At 73.5% G+C, this 20,410-nt stretch carries 21 protein-coding genes and 1 pseudogene; 11 read left to right on the top strand and 11 right to left on the bottom strand.

Going from position 1 to position 20,410, the window contains the following annotated elements:
* The first annotated feature begins 40 nt into the window (after positions 1-40).
* Complete coding sequence (locus tag ACIA8O_RS13595; RefSeq protein WP_396293869.1) at positions 41-679, top strand: DUF6426 family protein; 639 nt, start codon at positions 41-43, stop codon at positions 677-679.
* A 32-nt stretch (positions 680-711) separates the two neighbouring features.
* Positions 712-1,746, top strand: a complete 1,035-nt coding sequence (locus ACIA8O_RS13600; protein WP_396293870.1) for a Fic family protein — start codon at positions 712-714, stop codon at positions 1,744-1,746.
* Between the two features lies 1 nt (position 1,747).
* Here the strand turns inward: ACIA8O_RS13600 and ACIA8O_RS13605 are convergent, their stop codons facing one another.
* Positions 1,748-2,218: a hypothetical protein gene (locus ACIA8O_RS13605; protein ID WP_396293871.1), complete on the bottom strand. Its 471-nt coding sequence runs from the start codon at positions 2,216-2,218 to the stop codon at positions 1,748-1,750.
* Between the two features lie 81 nt (positions 2,219-2,299).
* Between ACIA8O_RS13605 and ACIA8O_RS13610 the strand changes: the two genes are divergently transcribed.
* The 4 genes from ACIA8O_RS13610 to ACIA8O_RS13625 all read left to right on the top strand — a co-directional run bounded on the left by ACIA8O_RS13610 (position 2,300) and on the right by ACIA8O_RS13625 (position 6,331).
* Positions 2,300-2,845: a Uma2 family endonuclease gene (locus ACIA8O_RS13610; protein WP_396293872.1), complete on the top strand. Its 546-nt coding sequence runs from the start codon at positions 2,300-2,302 to the stop codon at positions 2,843-2,845.
* 33 nt (positions 2,846-2,878) lie between these two features.
* Positions 2,879-3,652 (top strand): EI24 domain-containing protein, encoded by a 774-nt coding sequence (locus tag ACIA8O_RS13615; protein ID WP_396293873.1) that lies wholly within the window; start codon positions 2,879-2,881, stop codon positions 3,650-3,652.
* Positions 3,653-3,714: 62 nt separating this feature from the next.
* Positions 3,715-4,962, top strand: a complete 1,248-nt coding sequence (locus tag ACIA8O_RS13620; RefSeq protein WP_396293874.1) for a cytochrome P450 — start codon at positions 3,715-3,717, stop codon at positions 4,960-4,962.
* A 94-nt stretch (positions 4,963-5,056) separates the two neighbouring features.
* The gene (locus tag ACIA8O_RS13625; protein ID WP_396293875.1) at positions 5,057-6,331 is read left to right on the top strand and encodes an ATP-binding protein; all 1,275 of its coding nucleotides are present in this window, start codon (positions 5,057-5,059) and stop codon (positions 6,329-6,331) included.
* A 6-nt stretch (positions 6,332-6,337) separates the two neighbouring features.
* On the opposite strand, the gene ACIA8O_RS13630 is transcribed toward ACIA8O_RS13625, so the two are convergent.
* A complete protein-coding gene (locus ACIA8O_RS13630; protein ID WP_345279311.1) occupies positions 6,338-6,595 on the bottom strand; it encodes a Prokaryotic metallothionein in 258 nt (85 codons plus the stop codon).
* Positions 6,596-6,728: 133 nt separating this feature from the next.
* On the opposite strand from ACIA8O_RS13630, the gene ACIA8O_RS13635 reads away from it, so the two are divergent.
* Positions 6,729-7,058 (top strand): antibiotic biosynthesis monooxygenase family protein, encoded by a 330-nt coding sequence (locus ACIA8O_RS13635; protein ID WP_396293876.1) that lies wholly within the window; start codon positions 6,729-6,731, stop codon positions 7,056-7,058.
* A 92-nt stretch (positions 7,059-7,150) separates the two neighbouring features.
* Here the strand turns inward: ACIA8O_RS13635 and ACIA8O_RS13640 are convergent, their stop codons facing one another.
* On the bottom strand, positions 7,151-8,902 hold the full coding sequence (locus ACIA8O_RS13640; RefSeq protein WP_396293877.1) for an NAD-binding protein: 1,752 nt from the start codon (positions 8,900-8,902) through the stop codon (positions 7,151-7,153).
* Positions 8,903-9,088: 186 nt separating this feature from the next.
* Between ACIA8O_RS13640 and ACIA8O_RS13645 the strand changes: the two genes are divergently transcribed.
* Positions 9,089-9,721 (top strand): HdeD family acid-resistance protein, encoded by a 633-nt coding sequence (locus ACIA8O_RS13645; RefSeq protein ID WP_396293878.1) that lies wholly within the window; start codon positions 9,089-9,091, stop codon positions 9,719-9,721.
* Between the two features lie 22 nt (positions 9,722-9,743).
* On the opposite strand, the gene ACIA8O_RS13650 is transcribed toward ACIA8O_RS13645, so the two are convergent.
* From ACIA8O_RS13650 to ACIA8O_RS13685, 8 genes and pseudogenes are all read right to left on the bottom strand, one after another.
* On the bottom strand, positions 9,744-10,520 hold the full coding sequence (locus tag ACIA8O_RS13650; protein ID WP_396293879.1) for an enoyl-CoA hydratase: 777 nt from the start codon (positions 10,518-10,520) through the stop codon (positions 9,744-9,746).
* A gap of 113 nt (positions 10,521-10,633) precedes the next feature.
* The gene (locus tag ACIA8O_RS13655; RefSeq protein WP_396293880.1) at positions 10,634-11,464 is read right to left on the bottom strand and encodes a hypothetical protein; all 831 of its coding nucleotides are present in this window, start codon (positions 11,462-11,464) and stop codon (positions 10,634-10,636) included.
* Between the two features lie 106 nt (positions 11,465-11,570).
* A complete protein-coding gene (locus ACIA8O_RS13660) occupies positions 11,571-12,614 on the bottom strand; it encodes an enoyl-CoA hydratase/isomerase family protein (protein ID WP_396293881.1) in 1,044 nt (347 codons plus the stop codon).
* 133 nt (positions 12,615-12,747) lie between these two features.
* A complete protein-coding gene (gene fahA, locus ACIA8O_RS13665; RefSeq protein ID WP_396293882.1) occupies positions 12,748-13,959 on the bottom strand; it encodes a fumarylacetoacetase in 1,212 nt (403 codons plus the stop codon).
* Entirely contained in the window at positions 13,956-14,720 is a 765-nt protein-coding gene (locus ACIA8O_RS13670; RefSeq protein WP_396293883.1) for a hypothetical protein, read from the bottom strand. Before ACIA8O_RS13670 ends, fahA begins: the two co-directional genes overlap by 4 nt.
* Complete coding sequence (locus ACIA8O_RS13675) at positions 14,717-15,913, bottom strand: homogentisate 1,2-dioxygenase (RefSeq protein WP_396293884.1); 1,197 nt, start codon at positions 15,911-15,913, stop codon at positions 14,717-14,719. Before ACIA8O_RS13675 ends, ACIA8O_RS13670 begins: the two co-directional genes overlap by 4 nt.
* Before the next feature lie 24 nt (positions 15,914-15,937).
* Positions 15,938-17,074, bottom strand: a complete 1,137-nt coding sequence (gene hppD, locus ACIA8O_RS13680) for a 4-hydroxyphenylpyruvate dioxygenase (protein WP_396294255.1) — start codon at positions 17,072-17,074, stop codon at positions 15,938-15,940.
* Positions 17,075-17,298: 224 nt separating this feature from the next.
* Positions 17,299-17,922: pseudogene (locus tag ACIA8O_RS13685) on the bottom strand (phosphoribosyltransferase); the annotation flags it as partial.
* A gap of 189 nt (positions 17,923-18,111) precedes the next feature.
* Between ACIA8O_RS13685 and ACIA8O_RS13690 the strand changes: the two are divergent.
* The 3 genes from ACIA8O_RS13690 to ACIA8O_RS13700 are packed head-to-tail and all read left to right on the top strand — an operon-like array spanning position 18,112 to position 20,401.
* Positions 18,112-19,284: a sedoheptulose 7-phosphate cyclase gene (locus tag ACIA8O_RS13690; protein ID WP_396293885.1), complete on the top strand. Its 1,173-nt coding sequence runs from the start codon at positions 18,112-18,114 to the stop codon at positions 19,282-19,284.
* Positions 19,269-20,006, top strand: coding sequence for a cupin domain-containing protein (locus ACIA8O_RS13695; protein WP_396293886.1), 738 nt, complete (start codon positions 19,269-19,271; stop codon positions 20,004-20,006). Before ACIA8O_RS13690 ends, ACIA8O_RS13695 begins: the two co-directional genes overlap by 16 nt.
* Complete coding sequence (locus tag ACIA8O_RS13700) at positions 20,003-20,401, top strand: hypothetical protein (RefSeq protein WP_396293887.1); 399 nt, start codon at positions 20,003-20,005, stop codon at positions 20,399-20,401. The genes ACIA8O_RS13695 and ACIA8O_RS13700 overlap by 4 nt, the downstream gene beginning before the upstream one ends.
* The last annotated feature ends 9 nt before the right edge of the window (positions 20,402-20,410 follow it).

Below are 20,410 nucleotides of genomic sequence, written 5' to 3' on the forward strand. Positions count from 1 at the left end.
GGCGTAACCAGAGGTGCCCGATCGCCACCGAGGAGAAACCGTGAAGCTGAGGACCATGCTCGCCACCGTCGCACTGGGCACGTCCGTGCTCACTGCGGTGCCCGCCGTCGTCTTCCCGAGCATCGCCTCGGCGCACTGCGACGGGTACACCAACTTCTGCTACGACGACTGGGACTTCAGCTACAACGACCTGGGCTACGAGTACATGGACCGGGTGTACGTCTCCGCCCTGTACGACGCGCCCTCCGGGCCCGCCCCCCTGCCGTACTGGGACCCGAACTGGGGCAACACGGGCGGCGGCGGCGCCGGCGTGCCGAGCGGCGACCCGTCGACGAAGATCGCGGAGGGCACCAAGGAGGAGGTGCGGCAGAACTGCCTCAAGAACGACAACTCCAACGCCGTGAAGCAGAGCGTCAGTTCGTCGTACACCGTCACTTACCAGGTCACCGGGAACATCTCGGGCACGGCCTACTCGATCCTGTCGGCGAGTCTCGGGGTTAACTTCGGCGAGTCGAGCACCGTGAACCGCGCGATCGAGGTCACCATCCAGCCCGGGACGAGTTGGGCGCTCTACGTGGAGTACCAGAACAACTACTACAAGATCCTCACCCCGAACGGCCCGGAGTACGCGACCGTCAAGGAGCCCACCGGCAACGTCCGTACGGGCACCTGCCAGTGAGCTTCTCCGCCTCTACGACGGCGGGTCGACGGGTGTTCCCCGTCGACCCGCCGCTCGACGCCGAGGCGGTCCCCGCCGGGGACCGCCTGCGGGCGCTGGCCGTGCTCGCGGAGCTGACCAAGGCCGCAGCCCGCCTCGACAATCCCGACCTCTTCTTCCGTCCTCGGTTCCGGACCGCCCTGCACCGGCAGCACCTGAGGATCACGGACGAGCAGGAGTTGGCCGAGGCGGTCTCGACGGCCGCCGAGGAACGGAACAAGGCCGGCCTGCTGGCGGTGCACTCGGTTCGGGAAGAACTGCGCGAACACCCGGGCCGGCGGCCGTGCTTCACCCCCGACACGCTCGCCGAGCTGCACCGGCTGATCGCCGCCGCCGACCCCAACATCCCGGGCCGGGGCGGGTTCCGCCGGGGGAACGTCACCGTCACCCGGGCCGACGGCGGGCTCGTCGCGTTCGCCACCGCCCCCGGTGCCGAGCTGGACGAGCAGGTGCGGCGCTGGTACGAGTGGGGCCTGGCCACCACCTCCCCGGCGCTGGACGCGGCGGCGCTCTCCACGATCCGGCTGCTGACGATCCATCCGTTCCCTGACGGCAACGGGCGGATGGTGCGGCTGCTGGCGCAGTGCGACCTGGTGGCCGCCGGGCTGATGCCCGGTCTGCTGCTGGACCTGGAGGGCTGGGTGCACGGCAACCGCCAGGCGGACGACGACGCCTTCGCCGCCGCGGTCGACGGCGACCTGATGGCCTGGGGGGCGTCCTTCGCGCGGATGGTCACCGAGACGGCGCACCACCGGATCGCCACGATCAAGGCGTACCGGCGGGTGCTCGACGCCGCGATGGACCGGGCCAAGGGCGATCCGGCGGCCCGGGAGGTGCTGGCCCACTTCCGCGCGACGCCCGCCGTCTCGGCCGCCTGGCTGAGGGGCCGTACCACCCGCGACCCGGGCCCCGCCCTGGAGCGCCTGACCCGGGCCGGTGTCCTGGCCCCGCACCCGCGCCTGCCCGGCGCACTGTTCCACCCGCGCCTGCTCGCCGTCCTGGACGAGCCCTTCGTGGCCAAGGGGTGAGTCAGCGGCGCCCGCGGGAGGAACGGGAGTGGGCGATGTTGCGGATGCGGCGGGTCCGGCCGCCCTCGGTGAGCACGGCGAGGGCGGTGGGGGAGGTACTGGTCTCGGCCAGGCGCAGCTGGAGCCAGTTGGAGGCGGCGAGCAGCTCCTCGGCCGACCAGGCCTCGTCCAGGGTGACGGCCCGCAGCAGGGCCCACTCCGTGAGGCGGCGGGTGGAGAAGTCGTCGACCGCAACGGGGCCCGCCATCTCCCGCTGCCAGGCGGGGAACTGCGGGTCCGTCAGCAGGGCGGCCGCCCGGTGGTCGAGGTACCCGCAGACGGCGCTGTTGGCCATCGACCGGTCGGGGTCGGTGAGCACCCGGATGACCAGGGCGGCCGCCTCCGCCGGGGCGACCTCGGCGAAGAGCCGCTGGTAGTGGGCGTAGCGGACGTGCTCGTCCGGGTCCTGGGCGGGGTCGTGGGTGCCGGTCATGAGAGGCGAGCCTACGTGCTGCACGACCACTCCCGGCCACGGGCGGTAGCGTGGTGCCGGGCCGAGCATCTGGAGGAGACGATGAACCCCGAGCACCTTGCCCTGATCGAGGAGTTCCGGCGGTCCGCCCCGTCGAACTTCAAGATCGAGTTCTCCGGTGACACGGTCATCATGCAGGCCTTGCCCTCGGCCATCCACGAGCGCAACCTCGCCGTCGTGCGACGGCAGTTCGAGGCGCACGCCCCGGCCGGCCACCTGCCCACCGGGAACATGGACCTGGCCTCGCCCGAGGTGGCCAAGCAGCGGAACCCGGACCTCACGTACCTCCCCGAGGAGGCGATGGAGAGCACCGAGAACAAGGTGCCGGCCGAGCTCGCGCTGATCGCCGTCGAGATCGTCTCCCCGTCGAACCCGGAGAACGACTGGGTGGGCAAGCTCCGCGACTACCCGCTGATGGGCATCCCGCTCTACCTGCTGGTCGACGCCACGAAGAAGACCGTCACCCTCTTCCGGGAGCCCGAGGCCGGGCGGTACCGGATGCGGGAGGACGCCGACTTCGGGGAGGCGGTGCACATCCCCGAGCCCTTCGGGTTCGTGCTGGACACCTCGGTGCTGCTGCCCTACTGAAAGCGCTGCGGAGCAGGCCCGTAGGCTGCGGGCATGCGTGATTTCGTGGCGGGGATGGGGTACCTGGTCAAGGGCCAGAAGTGGGTGGCGCGGCACGGGCGGTGGTGGGGGTTCGGGATGATCCCGGCGCTGATCGCCCTGGCGGGGTACGTGGCGGCGCTGGTGGTGCTGGGGGCGTACGCGGGGGACGTCGCGGAGTGGGCGACGCCGTTCGCGGACGGGTGGGGGTCGCCGTGGCAGGGGCTGATGCGGGGGGCCGTGCAGGTCGCGGTGCTCGGTGGCGGGTTCGCGCTGTCGGTGGTGACGTTCACGGCGGTGACGCTGCTGATCGGGCAGCCGTTCTACGAGTCGCTGTGCGAGAAGGTGGACGAGACCGAGGGCGGGGCGCCGGCGGGCCACGGGATGTCGCTGTGGCAGGAGTTGGTGGTCTCGGCGCGGGACAGCCTGTACGTGCTGGTGCGGGTGCTGGGCTTCGGGGTGTTGCTCTTCCTCGCGGGGTTCATCCCGGTGGTGGGGCAGACGGTGGTGCCGGTGCTCGGGATCTGCGTGTCGGGGTACTTCATGGCGGCCGAGCTCTCGGCGGTGGCGCTGCAGCGGCGCGGGATCGACCAGCCCGAGCGGCTGCGGATGCTGCGTGGGCGGCTGGGCCTGGCGCTGGGCTTCGGGGCGCCGCTGATGGTGCTGTTCCTGGTGCCGTTCGTGACGGTGCTGGCGATGCCGGGCGCGGTGGCCGGCGCGACCCTGCTGGCGCGCGACCTGGTGCCGCCGGTCGAGGAGGAGGAAGCGGCCGAGAGTGATGATGAGTAGGTAAATAGGACAAAGCTAGCGGAATTTGACATTCCGCCAGAAGCTGCACGATAACTGCCCGCATGAGGGCAACGGCGGACACCGGTCAGCGTCAGCACACCCCGGGCGGGATCGACCTCGCCGATCCGGAGTTCTGGCGGCTGCCGCTGCCCGAACGGGCCGCCGCCTTCGCCCGGCTGCGCGCGATCGAGGGCCCGCTGCACTTCACCGACCTGCGCACCGGCCGCGGCTTCCACGCCCTGGTCCGGCACGCCGACGTGGTGACCGCCAGCCGTACGCCGGAGGTGTTCGTCAGCGGCCCCGGCGTCACCACCCCCGAACCGGCCCGCTGGGTGCGGACGGTGTTCGGCGACTCGATGGTGAACCTGGACGACCCGCGCCACGCGGACCTGCGGCGGATCGTCTCCCGGGCCTTCACCCCGCGGCTGGTCACCCGGGTGGAGGAGGACATCCGGGAGGTGGCGCGGGAGGTGGTGGACTCCCTGGCGGCCGAGCGGCCCGCCGACTTCGTCGGCGCGGTGGCCGCCCAGCTCCCCTATCGGGTGATCTGCAACATGATGGGGGTGCCGGAGCGGCAGCGGAACCGCATCCTGGCGATGGTCAACGACGCCTCCGAGCACACCGGCGTGGCCCGCAGCCGGCTGCGCGTCCCCGGCCGGGGGCTGATGGCGCTGGCCCGGATGCAGGGCATCATCGCCGCGCTCGGCCGGGAGCGCCGCCGCCGCCCCACCGGGGACCTGATCTCCGCCCTGGTCACCGCCGACGTGGACGGACGGCGCCTCAACTCCCGTGAGCTGGGCGCCTTCTTCTCCCTGCTGCTGGTCGCCGGGGTGGAGACCACCCGCAACGCGCTGGCCCACGGGCTGCACCTGCTCTCCACCCACCCCGAGCAGCGCGAGCTGCTGATGGCCGACCTGGACGGGCGGATCGGCGGCGCGGTGGAGGAGATGGTCCGCCACTCCACCCCGATCATCCAGTTCCGCCGCACCGTGGCCGTGGACCACGAGCTGAACGGCACCCGGCTCGCCGCCGGGGACAAGGTGGTGCTCTTCTTCGGCTCGGCCAACCGGGACGAGGCGGTCTTCGCCGACCCGGACGCCTTCGACATCACCCGCTCGCCCAACCCGCACCTGGGCTTCGGCGGCGGCGGCCCGCACTTCTGCCTCGGCGCCTACCTGGCCCGGCAGGAGATGAAGGTGCTCTTCCGCGAACTGCTCACCCGCCTGCCGGAGATCCGCTCGGTCGGCGAGCCGACCCTGGTGCACTCCAACTTCGACAACCGGGTGAAGTCCCTGCGCCTCGCCTACTGAGATCGGGCAAGCGGCGGGACGTACGGTTCGGCGCGGCGGATTGTCCGTTCCGGCGGGCTGTCCGTGCCGCCGCCCGGCCCTAGCGTTCGGGGCCATGAACGAGTGGCTGATACACGACTACCGCGAGGACGACCTGGCGGCCGTGGTGCACCTGATCGACACCACCGCGGGCCTGGGCCAGGAGTCGGTCTTCTCGCTGGCCGAGTGCATCGCGGCGCTGACCGACCGTCAGCCCGCCGTGGTGGCGGTCCGCCGGGGTGAGCCGATCGGGGCGGCCCTGGCCCACCTGGCGGGGGACCGGGCCTGGGTGATGCGGATCGCCATCGCGCCGGGCTGGCGCGGCCGGGGCCTGGCCAGCGCGCTGCTGCGGGAGCTGGAGCGGCGGTTGCTGGAGCGCCGGGTCCGCCGGATCGCCTACGTGCTGCCCGAGGAGGAGCAGCTCGGCGAGGGCCTGCACAACGCCGGGTACACCCGCCGCCCGGCGGTGGCGTACTTCGAGAAGGACGAGCCGCAGGCCGGCCCGGGCGGCGGGCTGCTGGACGAGCTGGGCGGGCGGCTGCTGCCGGGCGACCTGTGGGAGCGGGTCGCCGGGATGGGCACCGAGAAGGACCTGATCGAGCGCCGGGTGGTGCAGCCGCTGGCCGAACCGGAGCGGGCCGCCCGGCACGGGGTGCGGCCGCCGCGGGCGATCGCGCTGTTCGGCCCGCCCGGCACCGGCAAGACCACCTTCGCCCGGGCGGTGGCCTCCCGGCTCGGCTGGCCCTTCGTGGAGCTGCTGCCCTCCCGGCTGGCCGACGGCGGCAACCTCGCCGCCGCGCTGCGCACCGCCTTCGGGCGGATCGCCGAGCTGGAGCGGGTGCTGGTCTTCGTCGACGAGGTGGAGGAGATCGCCCCGGTGCGGGGCGAGGCGGTGGACCCCGGGCTGCACGGGGTCACCAACGAGCTGCTGAAGCTGATCCCGGGCTTCCGCGAGGGGGAGGAGCGGCTGCTGGTCTGCGCCACCAACTCGATCCGCTCGATCGACCCGGCCTTCCTGCGTCACGGCCGGTTCGACTACCTGATCCCGATCGGCACGCCGGACGCGGTGGCCCGGCACGCCATCTGGTCCCGCTACACGGCCGGGCGGGACGGCGTCGACCTCGACCGGCTGGTGGAGCACAGCGCGCTCTTCACCCCGGCCGACATCGAGCACGCCGCCCGCGCCGCTGCCCAGGCCGCCTTCGAGCGGGACACCGGCGAGGACCCCTCCGCGACGGCCGGTGCCACCACCGCCGACTACCTGGCGGCCGTCGCCCAGTGCCGCCCGACCGTCACCCCGGAGCTGGTCGCCGACTTCGAGGCGGACATCACCACCCACGCCCGGCTCTAGGGACCGTCAGGCGGGGTGCGCGCCCACCGCGTCGCGGATCTGCTCGCCGAGGCCGCCGTCGCGGCGGGCGCAGTTGGCGCAGCAGAAGAACTTGCCGGAGACCTCGACGCCGTGGCCGACGATCCGCACCTGGCAGTACTCGCAGCGTGGTGCCAGCTTCTCCATCGCGCACTCGAAGCTGTCGAAGGTGTAGCTGTCTCCGGTGATCGTCCTGATCTCGAAGGCCAGCCAGTAGTCGTTGCCGCAGACCACGCAGACCGCCATGGGGATGCTCCGTCTCCGAGTGGGAAGGCGCGTGACCGGGCTCGGCCGCGCGCTTCCACTGTCGAACCGGCCCTCGGGGGCGGCAACCGCGTGCGGCCGAACGGACAATGGAGGGGTACCGGAGGTGGTGGCGATGATCGTCCGGATCTGGGAGGCGCAGGTGGTCCCGCGCCGCAGGGACGAGTTCTGCACGCGGCTGACCGAGGAGGTGATCCCGGCGCTGGACGGGACCGACGGCTTCGAGGGGGCGGAGCTGCTGCGGTCGGTCTCCGAGCTGGACCACCGGGTGCTGGTGGTGACGCGCTGGCGGGACGAGGCGGCGCTGCGGGCCTACGCGGGGACGATGTGGCGGATCAGGCCGGTCTGGGCGGAGGGCGAGTTCGGCTTCCTGGAGCACCCGCCGTCCGTGTCCCACTTCGAACACCTGCCGCTGGCGGCCGAGTTGGCCGCACCCGGACAGTGAACGCGGGGCCGCCCCCGCCCGTCGCCCGTACCCGCCGCCCGTACCCGTCCCGCCCGTGCCCGTCGGCCGCCCCCGCCCGTCGCCCGTGCCCGTCAGCCGGCCGCGTCCGGCCGGGGTGGCGGGCTGAGCCGGGCCAGGCCGCTGCGGGTCGCGGCGACCAGCACCCGGTCGCCCGGCCGGAGCCGGTGGCCTCGGTCGGCGAAGTTCCAGAGCACGTCCGCCGGGCGGCGGGCCAGCCGGACCCCGACCACCCGGACCCCGCCGTCCTCCTCCAGCTCCCACACCGTCCGCCCGGTCAGGCCCGCGCCCTCCGCGGCCTCCGCCTCCGCGGTGAGCTCGGCGAGCAGCAGGACGTGCCGGAAGACCGAGAGGGTGCCGATCACCTCACGCCCCATCAGGGCGGCGGCGAAGCCGGGGGCGGAGAGGTAGGAGACGGAGCGGGAGACCACGTTCCCGAGGGTGGCGTAGACGTGATGAGCAAATTCGTCGTCGAAGAGCCGGACCACGATCCGGATCTCGGGGTGGATCGCCCGGGCCTCCAGCGCGGCCTCCAGGTTGGCCGCGTCGTCCCTGGTCACCGAGACCACCGCCCGGGCGTGCTGGACCCGGGCCCGGCGCAGCTGCCCGTCCAACGGGGCGTCACCGAGCAGCACCGGCACGCCGAGCGCCCGCATCGCGGCCACGCCCTGGGACTGCGGGTCGCGCTCCACGCAGACCACCGGCACCCCGGCCTCCCGGAGCATCCCGGCCACCCTGGTCCCCAGGTTGTTCAGCCCGACCACCACCACGTGGTCGCGCAGCCCGGCCCCGGGCCCGCGGGGCAGGCCGCGCCGGCCGGTGGCCAGGGCCTCCACCGCGATGGCGGTGGCCACCGGGGCGAAGGTGATGCCGCAGAAGGTGACCACCACCTGGGCGGCCCGGGCCCAGGGGCCGCTGCCGTCGCCGGGCCGGTCGGGGTCGGCAGCCCCGGCCACGTCCAGCAGGGTGTAGTAGAGGGCCCAGCCGAGGTGGCCGGTGGACCACCAGATCACCGCGCCGCCGAGCAGCACGGCCGCCAGCGCCACGGTGAGCAGCAGCCGCAGCCGGGCACTGGTGAAGAACCGCAGGGCGTCCAGCACCCGCCAGCGCAGCCTGGTCCACCAGGGGATCCGCTGCCGCGGCTGGGTGGTCAGCGCCTGGAGCGCGGCCACCCCGCCGGGCTCGCGCCCGGCCCGCTCCGGCGGCGGCCCGCCCTGGCCCTCGTCGCCGAAGCGGCGGGCCAGCTCGATGAACTCGGCGGCCCGGCCGGCGGTCTCCGGGAGCAGCCGCAGCCGGCTCAGGTCCTGCGGGTCGATCCGGTCGGCCACCACGGCGAGCTGGTTGTCGCGGATCTCCTCGTCGTACGCGACGTAGAGGTAACGGCCGTTCACCTGGACGGAGTTGGGCCGCTCCAGGGCGCCGTCGGCGAAGGCCGGGGCGGCGGTGGCGGAGCCGGAGAGCGAGGTGCAGTTGGGCAGCAGCCGCTCGATGTGCTGGCCGAGCCGCTGGTTGTACATCCGCAGCACGATCCGGATGCCGGGGTTGAGCCCCTCGGCGGCCATCGCGGCGTGGATGTTCCCCTGGTCGGTGCCGTCCACCAGGGCGATCCCGTTGGCGTCCGCGACCCCGCAGGCGCGCAGCGTCTCGGCCGAGATGGCGGCGTACTCGTGCACCGCGGCCAGCCCGGGGATCTGGCTGATCCGCGGCCCGTGGTCCTGCGTCAGGTCCGGGACCAGGGCGACCACCGGGACGTCGTAGTGCTCGATCAGCTCACGGATCAGACGGTGGGCGAGCGCGTTGCCGCCGCACACGAGGTAGTGACTCAACCGGCCCCCCGACCTTGTCTCGCTCCGGCCCCGTGGTGCGGCCCCCGACCCGATCATAACCAGCGAGGTGTCCGCCGGATGGCGGTCCGATGGCCGTACCCCGAACGGCCGTTCCGGTACGGCGGACCGTCCGACGGAGCGTCAGAGTGGGGATGATCGACACCACTGCCCGTCAGGAGCCGCGCCGTGAACGAGGTCTACCGCCCCACCCCGATCCCCGACGACGACCCGTTCTCCGGCGGCGGGCACCCCGGCTTCGAGGGCCCGATCCAGCGGCTGGCCAAGATGGCCTGGCAGGTGCTGCTCGGCGCCGGCATCGTCTCGCTGGCGCTCGGCGTGATCGTCTTCGTCTGGCCGAAGCAGACCCTCTGGGTGGTGGGGGTGCTGTTCGGCCTCTACCTGGTGGTGATCGGCGTGGTGCAGCTGGTCGCCGCCTTCGGCACCCACGCCACCACGGCGCTGCGGGTGCTGGCCTTCATCAGCGGGGCGCTCTGCCTGCTGCTCGGGCTGCTCTGCTTCCGCAGCGCGGTGCAGTCGCTGGCGCTGCTGGGGATCTGGATCGGGATCGGCTGGCTGTTCCGCGGCATCACCCAGCTGGCGGCCACCGCCTCGGACCCGCGGATGCCGGCCCGCGGCTGGCAGGTCTTCGGCGGGGTGCTCAACACCCTGGCGGGCGTGCTGCTGATGGTCTGGCCGGTGGGCTCGGTCGCGACGCTGACCGTGCTGGCGGGGGTGTGGCTGCTGGTGCTCGGGGTGATGGAGATCGTCACCGCGCTCCAGGTCCGCCGCCGCTCGAAGGAGATCCCGGCCGGGGTCTGAACGCCCCGGCCGGGAGCGGGAGTCAGCGGTTCTCGAAGGACGGCTTGCGCTTCTCGGCGAAGGCGGCCATGCCCTCCTTCTGGTCCGCGGTGGCGAACAGGGCGTGGAACAGGCGGCGTTCGAAGCGGACGCCCTCGGCCAGGGTGGTCTCGAAGACGCGGTTCACGCTCTCCTTCATCATCACCGAGGCGGTGGTGGACATCGCCGCGACCGTCTCGGCGGTGGCCAGCGCCTCGGTGAGCAGGTCGGCGGCGGGCACGATCCGGGCCACCAGCCCGGCCCGCTCGGCCTCCTCGGCGCCCATCATCCGGCCGGTCAGGCAGAGGTCCATCGCCTTGGCCTTGCCGATCGCCCGGGTGAGGCGCTGCGAGCCGCCGATGCCGGGGATGACGCCGAGCTTGATCTCCGGCTGGCCGAACTTGGCGGTGTCGGCCGCGATCAGGACGTCGCAGAGCATCGCCAACTCGCAGCCCCCGCCCAGCGCGTAGCCCGCGACGGCGGCGATCACCGGCTTGCGCAGGCGGCCCAGCTCGTCCCAGGGGCCCAGCCAGTCCTCCAGGTAGACGCTGGGGAACTCGTTGCCCTGCATCTCCTTGATGTCCGCCCCGGCGGCGAAGGCCTTCTCGGAGCCGGTGATCACCGTGCAGCCGACCTCCGGGTCCCGGTCGAAGGCGGTGGCGGCGGCCACCACCTCCCGCATCAGCTGGTTGTTCAGCGCGTTCAGCGCCTCCGGGCGGTTGAGCGTGATCAGCCCGACCCGCCCCTTCTGCTCCACCAGGATCGTCTGGTACTCGGTCATCCTCGTTGACTCCCTCGGTACGCCTGCGGGTCTTCGGGGACAACCATCCCGAAGAAGGGCGCCGCACACCAGTCTCGCGATCCGAGACGATGATCACGTGTCAACGGGGCGGCTCAGCGCAGCAGGGTGGCCAGCGGACGGGCCGTTACCTGCGCGGCCGGCCGGGAGACGTACAGCACCGCGTGGTACCAGCCCTCCTCCTCCAGCCCGGCCGGGTCCAGCCCCGCCTCCACCGCCGCCCGCAGCGCGCCCTCCCGCTCCTCGGGCCCGGTGAAGCGGCGCTGCGGGAAGGTCCCGGCGGCCCGCTCGGTGACCAGGCCGTACTCCGCCAGCACCTCGGCCACCGGCCCGTACGGCACCGCCCGCAGCGCGAAGGCCGCCACCCAGGGCGGCGAGGCCACGCAGGCCAGCAGGTGGTCGAAGCTGCGCTGCGAGACGTAGCCGACGCCGCCGGTCACGGTCACCAGCCCGACGTCGGCCAGCAGCGCCCGCAGCGCGGGGGAGGGCGCGGCCCGCTCCAGGTTCTCGGCGAAGGCGGCGTCCAGCAGCCCGGCCCGCCGGGCGTGCTCGACCGGGCCGGTGGCCACGTCCACGCCGATCACCGGCACCGCCTCGGGCCGCCGCCGGGCGGCGTAGAACTGCCGGTCCCGCAGGGTGAGTTCCTCGGCCGAGAGGGTGTCCAGCGCCGGGTCGGTGTAGCGGTGGTAGAGCTCGGCCAGGGTCAGCTGGTGGTTGAGCAGCGCCGCGTTCACCCCGTACGAGCAGCACAGGTCCACCACCGCCCGGGGCGCCCGGGCGGCCACCAGCAGCCGGAAGACCCGCTGCGCGTGGTGCGGCGTCAGGTACTCGTACGGGGCGAGCGCCCGGAAGTACCCGCGCGGGTCCGGCCCCGCGTACGCGGCGGCGAAGTCGGCCTTGCCCGGCATCGCGTGGCCCGAACTCATGCGGCGGCCTCCCCGGCGGCGGGACGGGACGTGTACACACCCCCAGTCAAGACCGGGCCGCCGCCCGGCGCAACGCACCGCTGCGCCGGGCGGGCGTCCCGGGAGGTCAGCCGGCCAGGCCGAGCTCGTCGCCGGGGCGCGGGGCGAAGAAGGCCTCGACCTGAGCGTCCGTCACCCCGTCGAGGGTGGCGGGGCTCCACCGCGGGTTGCGGTCCTTGTCGACCACCTGGGCGCGGATGCCCTCGACCAGGTCGGGGGTGGTGAGGGCGGTGCAGGAGATCCGGTACTCCTGGTCGAGGGTCTCGGCCAGCGAGCGGTGGGTGCGGGCCCGGCGGAGGGCGGCCAGGGTGACCTTGAGCATGGTGGGGGACTTGGCCCGGATCTGCTCGGCGGCCTCCTTGGCCTCGGCGGTGCCCTCGGCGTCCAGGCGCTCCAGCACCTCCTCCACCGTGTCGGCGGCGTAGCAGCGGTCGATCCACTCGCGCTGGGCGGCCAGCTCGGCGGCCGGGGCCTCGGTGGCGTGGGCGGCCAGGGCCTCCGCGGGGGTGACCTTGGCGAGGGCGGCGGTGAAGGCGGCGAGGGCCGCGCCCGGCACGAAGTGGTCGGCGAAGCCGCAGAGCAGGGCGTCGCCCGGGCCCATCGAGGCGGCGGTGAGGGCCAGGTGGGTGCCGAGCTCGCCGGGGGCGCGGGCCAGCAGCAGGCTGCCGCCGACGTCCGGCACCAGGCCGATCCGGGTCTCCGGCATGGCCACCGTGGTGCGCTCGCTGACCACCCGGACGCCGCCGTGCACCGAGAGGCCGACGCCGCCGCCCATGGTGATGCCGTCCATCACCGCGACGTAGGGCTTGGGGTACCGGGAGATCAGGTGGTTGGTCAGGTACTCGTCCCGGAAGAAGGCCCGGGCCCCGGCGCCGCCGAGCTTGGCGTCGTCGTGCAGCGCACGGATGTCCGCACCGGCGCACAGCCCGCGGTCGCCCGCCCCGGTCAGCACCACGGTCTCCACCGCGTCGTCCCCGGCCCACTCGGTCAGCCTGTCGCGGACCGCGAGCAGCATCTGGTGGGTGAGCGCGTTGAGCGCCCGGGGCCGGTTCAGCATGATCCGCCCGGCCCGGCCGTCCCGGGCCATCAGCACATCCGTGATCGTCGTCATGTGGAGCGCACTCTCCGTTCGTCGTCGTTCCGGTCGTCGCCTCAGGGATCATCGCAGGCCCGCGGACACGCCACTGCCCCCGTCCAGGGCCAGTGGGACGGGGGCAGCGAGACGGGGGCGGCGGAGCCGGGTGCTACGGGACGATCCGGCCGGTGACCTCGCCGAAGGAGATCACGGTGCCGTCCGGGCCCGGGGCGGTGGCGGAGATGGTGACGGTGTCGCCGTCCTCCAGGTAGCTGCGGGTGGTGCCGTCGTCGAGCTTGACGGGCTCCTGGCCGTTCCAGGTGAGCTCGATCAGGGCGCCCCGGGTGTCCGGCTCCGCGCCGGAGACGGTGCCGGAGGCGAACAGGTCGCCGGGGCGGACGGAGGCGCCGTTGACGGTCATGTGGGCCAGCATCTGGGCGGCGGTCCAGTACATCCCGGCGAACGGCGGGCGGGAGATCTCCTGGCCGTTCAGACGGACCGTCAGGGAGATGTCCAGGCCCCAGGGCTCGTCCTCCCGGTCGGCCAGGTAGGGGAGCAGCTCGAACTCCCGGGCCGGCGGCTGGACCCGGGCCGCCTCCAGGGCGTCCAGCGGGACCACCCACGGGGAGAGCGAGGTGGCGAAGGACTTGCCGAGGAAGGGGCCGAGCGGCACGTACTCCCAGGCCTGGATGTCGCGCGAGGACCAGTCGTTGAGCAGGCAGACGCCGAAGACGTGCTCGCGGAAGTCCTCCTGCGGGACCGGCTTGCCGAGCTCGGAGCCGGCGCCGACCACGAAGGCGACCTCGGCCTCGATGTCCAGGCGGCGGCTGGGGCCGAAGGAGGGCAGCTCCTCCGTCGGGGCCTTGCGCTGCCCGTGCGGGCGGGCCACGTCGGTGCCGGAGACCACCACGGAGCCGGAGCGGCCGTGGTAGCCGATCGGCAGGTGCTTCCAGTTGGGGGTGAGCGGCTCGGTGCCGGGGCGGAAGATCTTGCCCAGGTTGGTGGCGTGCCGCTCGGAGGCGTAGAAGTCGACGTAGTCGCCCACCGTGAACGGCAGGTGCAGGGTGACCTCGTCCGCCGGGTACAGGTGCGGGGAGAGCGCCTCCCGGTAGGACTCCTCGGAGAGCCAGCGGGTGAGCGAGGCCCGGACGTCCGTCCAGGCCGGCCGTCCGGCCGCCAGCAGCGGGTCGAGCGTGTCGGCGTCCAGCAGCACGGAGGGCTCCCCGGCGGCCCGGGCGGCGGCGCCGGCGTCCAGCACCGAGTCGCCGACCGCCACGCCGATCCGGCGGCGGCCGGGCTCCCCGGCGGTCGAGAAGACGCCGTACGGCAGGTTGTGCAGGCCGAACGGCGAGTCCTGCGCGGAGGCGAGCCAGCTGGTCAAGACTTCTCCCGGGTGAGCAGGCCGAGCTCGGCCAGGTCGGCGAGCGGCTCGGCGATGGAGCAGGTGCCGAAGGCGGTGAACGATCGGCGGGCGGTGGCGATCTGGGTGTCCGTCAACTGCCGGGCCACCTCGGCGAGGCGGCCCCCCGACCGCTCGGCGAGGTGGTCGGCGGCGTGGTCCGGGTCGGCGGCGGCGAGCAGCACGTTGAGGAAGCCGTGGTGCTCGAAGCCGGTCACCGGGTCGGTGTGCCGGACGGCGTTGTGCAGCCCGGCGGTGAGCTTGTACGGGATGCCCCGTTCGGCGCAGCCGGCCAGGAAGGCGGCCAGCTGGGCCTCGGTCGGGAAGGCCTCGGCGGCCAGTCCGCCGGTGCGGAACTTGGCCCGGTGCGGGGTGTCGACCAGCTGGTCGAGCTGCTTGAACAGCAGGTCCCCGTAGGGGAGTTCGAGCGCGGCGACGACGCCGTCCGGCAGCCCGGAGGGCAGCTCGGCGGCGGCCACCTCGACGCCCACGACGTCCAGCCCGGGCACCGGGGTGAAGCGCTCGGTGCCCGGCGCCAGCACCAGGGCGACGGGGAACTCCGGCCGCAGCGCGGCCAGTTCGCCGGCCCGGCCCGCCCCGCACAGGAACGGGCCGACGGCTTCGGCGTACCAGGCCAGGCGGTGCCCGTGGTGTGCGGGCACCGCCTCGCCCAGCGGAAGGTCTCCCGGCGGGAAGACCGACGCGTCGTCGAAGAGTCCTCGGAACAGCGGAGTCACCGTCACTTGCGGCCGCCCGACCAGGTCCAGGCGTACGTGCCGTCGTCGGTGGCGGTGCCGCCCTCACCGAGCTCCAGCGGGCGGAAGGTGTCCACCATGACCGCCAGCTCGTCGAAGAACTCCGCGCCGATCGAGCGCTCGTACGCGCCCGGCTGCGGGCCGTGGGTGTGGCCGCCCGGGTGCAGCGAGATCGAGCCCTGGCCGATCCCCGAGCCCTTGCGGGCCTCGTAGTTGCCGCCGCAGTAGAACATGACCTCGTCGCTGTCCACGTTGGCGTGGTAGTACGGCACCGGGATGGAGAGCGGGTGGTAGTCCACCTTGCGCGGCACGAAGTTGCAGATCACGAAGTTGTGGCCCTCGAAGACCTGGTGGGACGGCGGCGGCTGGTGGATCCGGCCGGTGATCGGCTCGTAGTCCCGGATGTTCAGCGCGTACGGGTAGAGGCAGCCGTCCCAGCCGACCACGTCGAAGGGGTGGTGCGGCACGGTGTAGCGGGTGCCCACCACGCCCTGCGGGCCGCGGTGCTTGACCAGCACGTCCACCGGGCCGTCGTGCTCGGCCAGCAGCGGGCCGACCGGGCCGCGCAGGTCGCGCTCGCAGTACGGCGCGTGCTCCAGCAGCTGGCCGAAGCGCGAGAGGTAGCGCTTGGGCGGGGTGATGTGGCTGTTCGCCTCGATGCAGTAGGCGCGCAGCGGCGCGTCCCCGGTGGGGACCCACCGGTGCGTGGTGGCACGGGGGATGATCACGTAGTCCCCCTCGCCGACCTCCAGCGAGCCGAACACCGTCTCCAGCACGCCGGAGCCGGACTCCACGTAGACGCACTCGTCGCCGAGCCCGTTGCGGTACAGCTCGCTGGGCGCGCCGGCCGCCACGTAGGAGAGGCGGACGTCGCCGTTGCCGAGCACCAGACGGCGCCCGGCGACGGCGTCGACGTCCTTCCACTCCTCGCCCGGGAAGAGCTCGTGGAGCTTCAGGTGCCGGGGCAGGAGGGGCAGGTTGGGCGTGGTCGACTGGTCCGGGAGCTCCCACGGGGCGGCGTCCAGGATCGCGGACGGGATGCCCTTGTGGTACAGCAGCGAGGAGTCCGAGGAGAACCCCTCCTCACCCATCAACTCCTCGTAGTAGAGCGCCCCTTCGGGGGTACGGTGCTGGGTGTGCCGCTTCGGCGGGATGCTGCCGAGCTGCCGGTAGTGCGCCATGGTCCTGCTCCTCCTTGGCCGGTCTCAGAGGTTTCCGCGCTTGTCCTGCTCGCGCTCCAGGGACTCGAAGAGCGCCTTGAAGTTGCCCTTCCCGAAGCCCAGCGAACCGTGCCGCTCGATGAACTCGAAGAACACCGTCGGCCGGTCGCCCTGCGGCTTGGTGAAGATCTGGAGCAGGTAGCCGTCCTCGTCACGATCGACCAGGATGCCGCGCTTCTTGAGCTCCTCGACCGGGACGCGCACCTTGCCGATGCGCTCGCGCAGCTCCGGGTCGTCGTAGTACGAGTCCGGGGTGGAGAGGAACTCCACGCCGTTGGCGCGCAGGATGTCCACGGTGGTCAGGATGTCGTTGGTGGCCAGCGCCAGGTGCTGGCAGCCCGGGCCGCCGTAGAACTCCAGGTACTCGTCGATCTGGGACTTCTTCTTGGCGATGGCCGGCTCGTTCAGCGGGAACTTCACCCGGTGGTTGCCGCTGGCGACCACCTTGCTCATCAGCGCGGAGTACTCGGTGGCGATGTCGTCGCCGACGAACTCGGCCATGTTCTCGAAGCCCATGACCCGGTTGTAGAACGCCACCCACTCGTCCATCTTGCCGAGCTCGACGTTGCCGACCGCGTGGTCCAGGGCCTGGAACAGGCGCTTGGGGTGGCCCTCCGGACGCTGCACCCGGGTCTGCGCGGCGACGAAGCCGGGCAGGTACGGGCCCTTGTAGCGGGAGCGGTCGATCAGGGTGTGGCGGGTCTCGCCGTAGGTGGCGATGGCCGCGCGGCGCACGGTGCCGTTCTCGTCCGAGACGTCGTTCGGCTCCTCCAGCACGGTGGCGCCCTGGGCGCGGGCGTGCTCGATGCACTTGTCCACGTCCGGGACCTCCAGCGCCAGGTCGACCACGCCGTCGCCGTGGCGGCGGTGGTGGTCCAGCAGCGGGCTGTCCGGGGCGACGCCGCCCTTGATGACGAAGCGGCAGGAGCCGGAGCGCAGCACGAAGGCCTTGCGGTCGCGGCGGCCGGTCTCCGGGCCGGAGTAGGCGACCAGCTCCATGCCGAACACGGCCTGGTAGAACTGCGCCGTCTGGGTGGCGTTGCCCACCACGAAGACGACCGCGTCCTGGGCGGTCACCGGGAAGGGGTCACCGGCGGCGTCGTGCTCGACCAGGCCCACCAGGCGGCGCAGCTGCTCCGCGTCGAGCCCGGCCTCCAGCTCCTCGGGGGTCAGTTCAACGGCGTTGGTGGTCATGGGTGGTTCCTCCACGTCGAGGCATGCGGTGCGCTGAGCTTGCTCCCGTCCGGTCGGTTGGGCAACAGGTCGCCCACGGGCTGCACAGTGTGTACAAGGTGGGCAGGGGTCGGCCGGTCCGGCTGGACAGATTGCCCAGTCGCGGCCGGTCAGGCTCCCCTGGCCAGGATCTCCAGCACCTCCCGGTCCGGGGTCTGGCCGAAGTCCGCGTAGAACGCGCCCACGGCGAAGAAGCGCTCCGGCTCGTACGGGCAGACCAGCTCGTCCGCCTCCCCGGCCATCCCGGCCCGCCAGCCGGCCGGGGCCACCGGGACGGCCAACACCAGGGCGGCGGCGCCGCGCTGACGGAGCGTCCGGCAGGCGGCCCGGGCGGTGGAGCCGGTGGCCAGGCCGTCGTCCACCACGACCACGGTGCGCCCGGTGAGCGGCAGCGGCGGGCGGCCGCCCCGGTAGCGGGCGGCCCGGCGGGCCAGCTCGGCGCGCTCGGCCCTTTCCACGGCGGCGAGTTGAGCCTCCGTCACCCGGGTGGAGCGGAGCACCTCCCGGTCCAGCACCAGGGCGCCGTCCTCGCCCACCGCGCCCATGGCCAGCTCCGGCTGCCAGGGCACCCCGAGCTTGCGCACCACGCAGACGTCCAGCGGCGCCCCCAGCGCGGCGGCCACCTCGGCGGCCACCGGCACCCCGCCGCGCGGCAGCCCGGCCACCACCGCGCCCGGGCGCGGCCCCAGCGCGGCGGCCAGCCGGCGCCCGGCGTCCCTGCGGTCGGTGAAGTGCACGGCCCTGCCTCCTCCCCCCACCGTACGTCCGGGTCCCGGGGCACCGGCCGGGACAACGGGGGACCGCGCGCCGGGACAACGGGGGCCGCGTACCGGGACCGGAAAGTGGCGCAGCGCCCGTGCGTCCGGGACGGCGGGCCGGGGAGCTTGGAGATCCGAAACGAAGCACCGAACGAGGGAGGCCCACCCGTGGCCGCCAAGACCAACACCCCCGCGCACGGCCTGTTCACCACCGGCGAGCCGATCAGCGCCTGGACGGTCAGCACCGCGCTCCCCGTCACCTACCAGGTGGCCTTCACCCCGCAGATCCTCGGCCCGGCCAACCCCGCGCTGGCCCACGCCGGGGCGCCCGCCGGGCGGCGCCTGGTGGTGGTGGAGGAGACCGTGCACCGGCTCTACGGGCACCGGATCCGGGGCTACTTCGAGGCCCGGGGCCTGGAGGTCGAGCTCTGCGTGCTGCCGGCCCACGAGCAGGTGAAGACCATGGACTCGGTCTTCCTGGTCGCGGAGCGGATGGACCGCTTCGGGGTCTCCCGGCGGCACGAGCCGGTGATCGCGATGGGCGGCGGCGTGCTGATGGACGTGGTCGGCCTGGCCTGCAGCCTGTACCGGCGCTCCACCCCCTTCGTCCGGGTGCCCACCACCCTGATCGGCCTGGTGGACGCGGGCGTCGGCGCCAAGACCGGGGTCAACTTCGGCCCCCACAAGAACCGGCTCGGCACCTACCACCCGGCCGCGGTCACCCTGCTCGACCCGGCCTTCCTGGAGACCCTGGACGGACGCCACCTGAGCAACGGCCTGGCCGAGGTCCTCAAGGTCGCGCTGATCAAGGACAAGCGGCTCTTCGAGCTGCTGGACCGCACCGGCGAGCAGCTGATCGAGCAGCGCTTCCAGGGCCCGACCCCCGGCGGCGAGGTGCTGGTGCGGGCGGTGCACGGGATGCTCCAGGAGCTCCAGCCCAACCTCTGGGAGCACCGCCTGGAGCGCTCGATGGACTACGGGCACTCGTTCAGCCCCACCGTCGAGATGCGCGCGCTGCCCGAGCTGCTGCACGGCGAGGCGGTCTGCCTCGACATGGCACTCACCACGGTGCTCGCCCAGCGGAGGGGACTGGTCGAGGCGGCCGAACGGGACCGGGTGCTGGACGTGATGCGCAAGCTCCGACTGCCGCTCTGGCACCCGCTGTTGGACGAGGGGACGCTGGCCGACGCGCTGGCCGACACCGTCCGGCACCGGGACGGGCGGCAGCGCTTCCCGCTCCCGGTCGGCATCGGCGCCGGCTGCTTCGCCGACGACATCACGGCCGCCGAGATCGCCGCGGCCGCCGCCGAGCTGGAGGAGCTGGCATGCGCAGCGCGGTGATCGTGGCCGACACCCGGGGGCCGGCCGACGTGCACGGTGTGCACGGCACCCACGGGCTCACCCACTGGACCTGCCTGGCCCGCCGGCCCGGCCTGCACGGCGGCTGGGAGGCCGTCGAGTGGGCCAGCCTGCCGCCGGGCGGGGTCAGCGGGGAGCACCTGCACACCAGGACCGAGGAGGTCTACGTCCTCCTCACCGGCCGCGGCGAAGTCACGCTCGACGGCCACCCCCACCCCGTCGGGGCCGGTGACGTCATCCTCACCGGGCTCGGCACCACGCACGGCCTGCGCAACACCGGGGCCGAAGCGCTGGACTGGCTGGTGATCGAAATGCCCGCACCCGACCCCGACCGACACCCCGCCCACCTGCCCCGCCCCCGCACGCCGATCATGCGGCACGCGGTGGTCACCAACCTGCGCCGGGTCGGCCCGATCGACCCCGGCGTGGTGCTCACCGGGCCGCTGGTCCGCCTGGAGGTGGTCCGGCTCGCGCCGGGCGCCCGGGCATCGCTGGCGGCCGACGGCGTCGAGCACACCGTCTTCGTGACGGCCGGCCGCGGCCGGGCCGCCGCCGGGGACGTCCGGGTCCCGATGGAGCCCGGACGCTCCGTCACCCTCCCGCTCGGCAGCTCGGCGGCCTTCACCGCCGGGAACGACGGGCTGGAGTACGTCCACGCGGTGCTCCTCGTGACACCGCCCGCCACCGGAGGCGCATCCGAATGATCGTCAGCGACACGGCGCACGCCGCCGTGCACCTGGGCCCCGGCACCCAGCGGGTCCGCACCCGCTGCCTGGCCCGCCGGGGCATGCTGCACAGCGAGACCGAGGCCGTCGACCACGTCCGGCTCAGCCCCGGCGCCTGCTACGACCTCACCGGCCGGGACGGCACCGAGGCGGCCTGGTACGTGCTGCGCGGCCCGGTCGCGCTGCTGGACTGCCCCGAGCAGCCGCTGCGCACCCTGACCGAGGGCGACCTGCTGCTGGCCCCCGAGGGCGGCCGGGTCCACCTGCACGGCGGCCCGCTCGGCGCCGAGCTGCTCTGCCTGACCGTCACCCCGGCCGCCGTGAGCGGCCGGCTCCCCTCCCGCAAGCCCGACCTGCTGGTCCGCGGGGGCTGATGGCGGCCG

The organism is Kitasatospora sp. NPDC051853 (assembly GCF_044452665.1).
In the GTDB taxonomy this organism is placed as follows: Bacteria; Actinomycetota; Actinomycetes; order Streptomycetales; family Streptomycetaceae; genus Kitasatospora.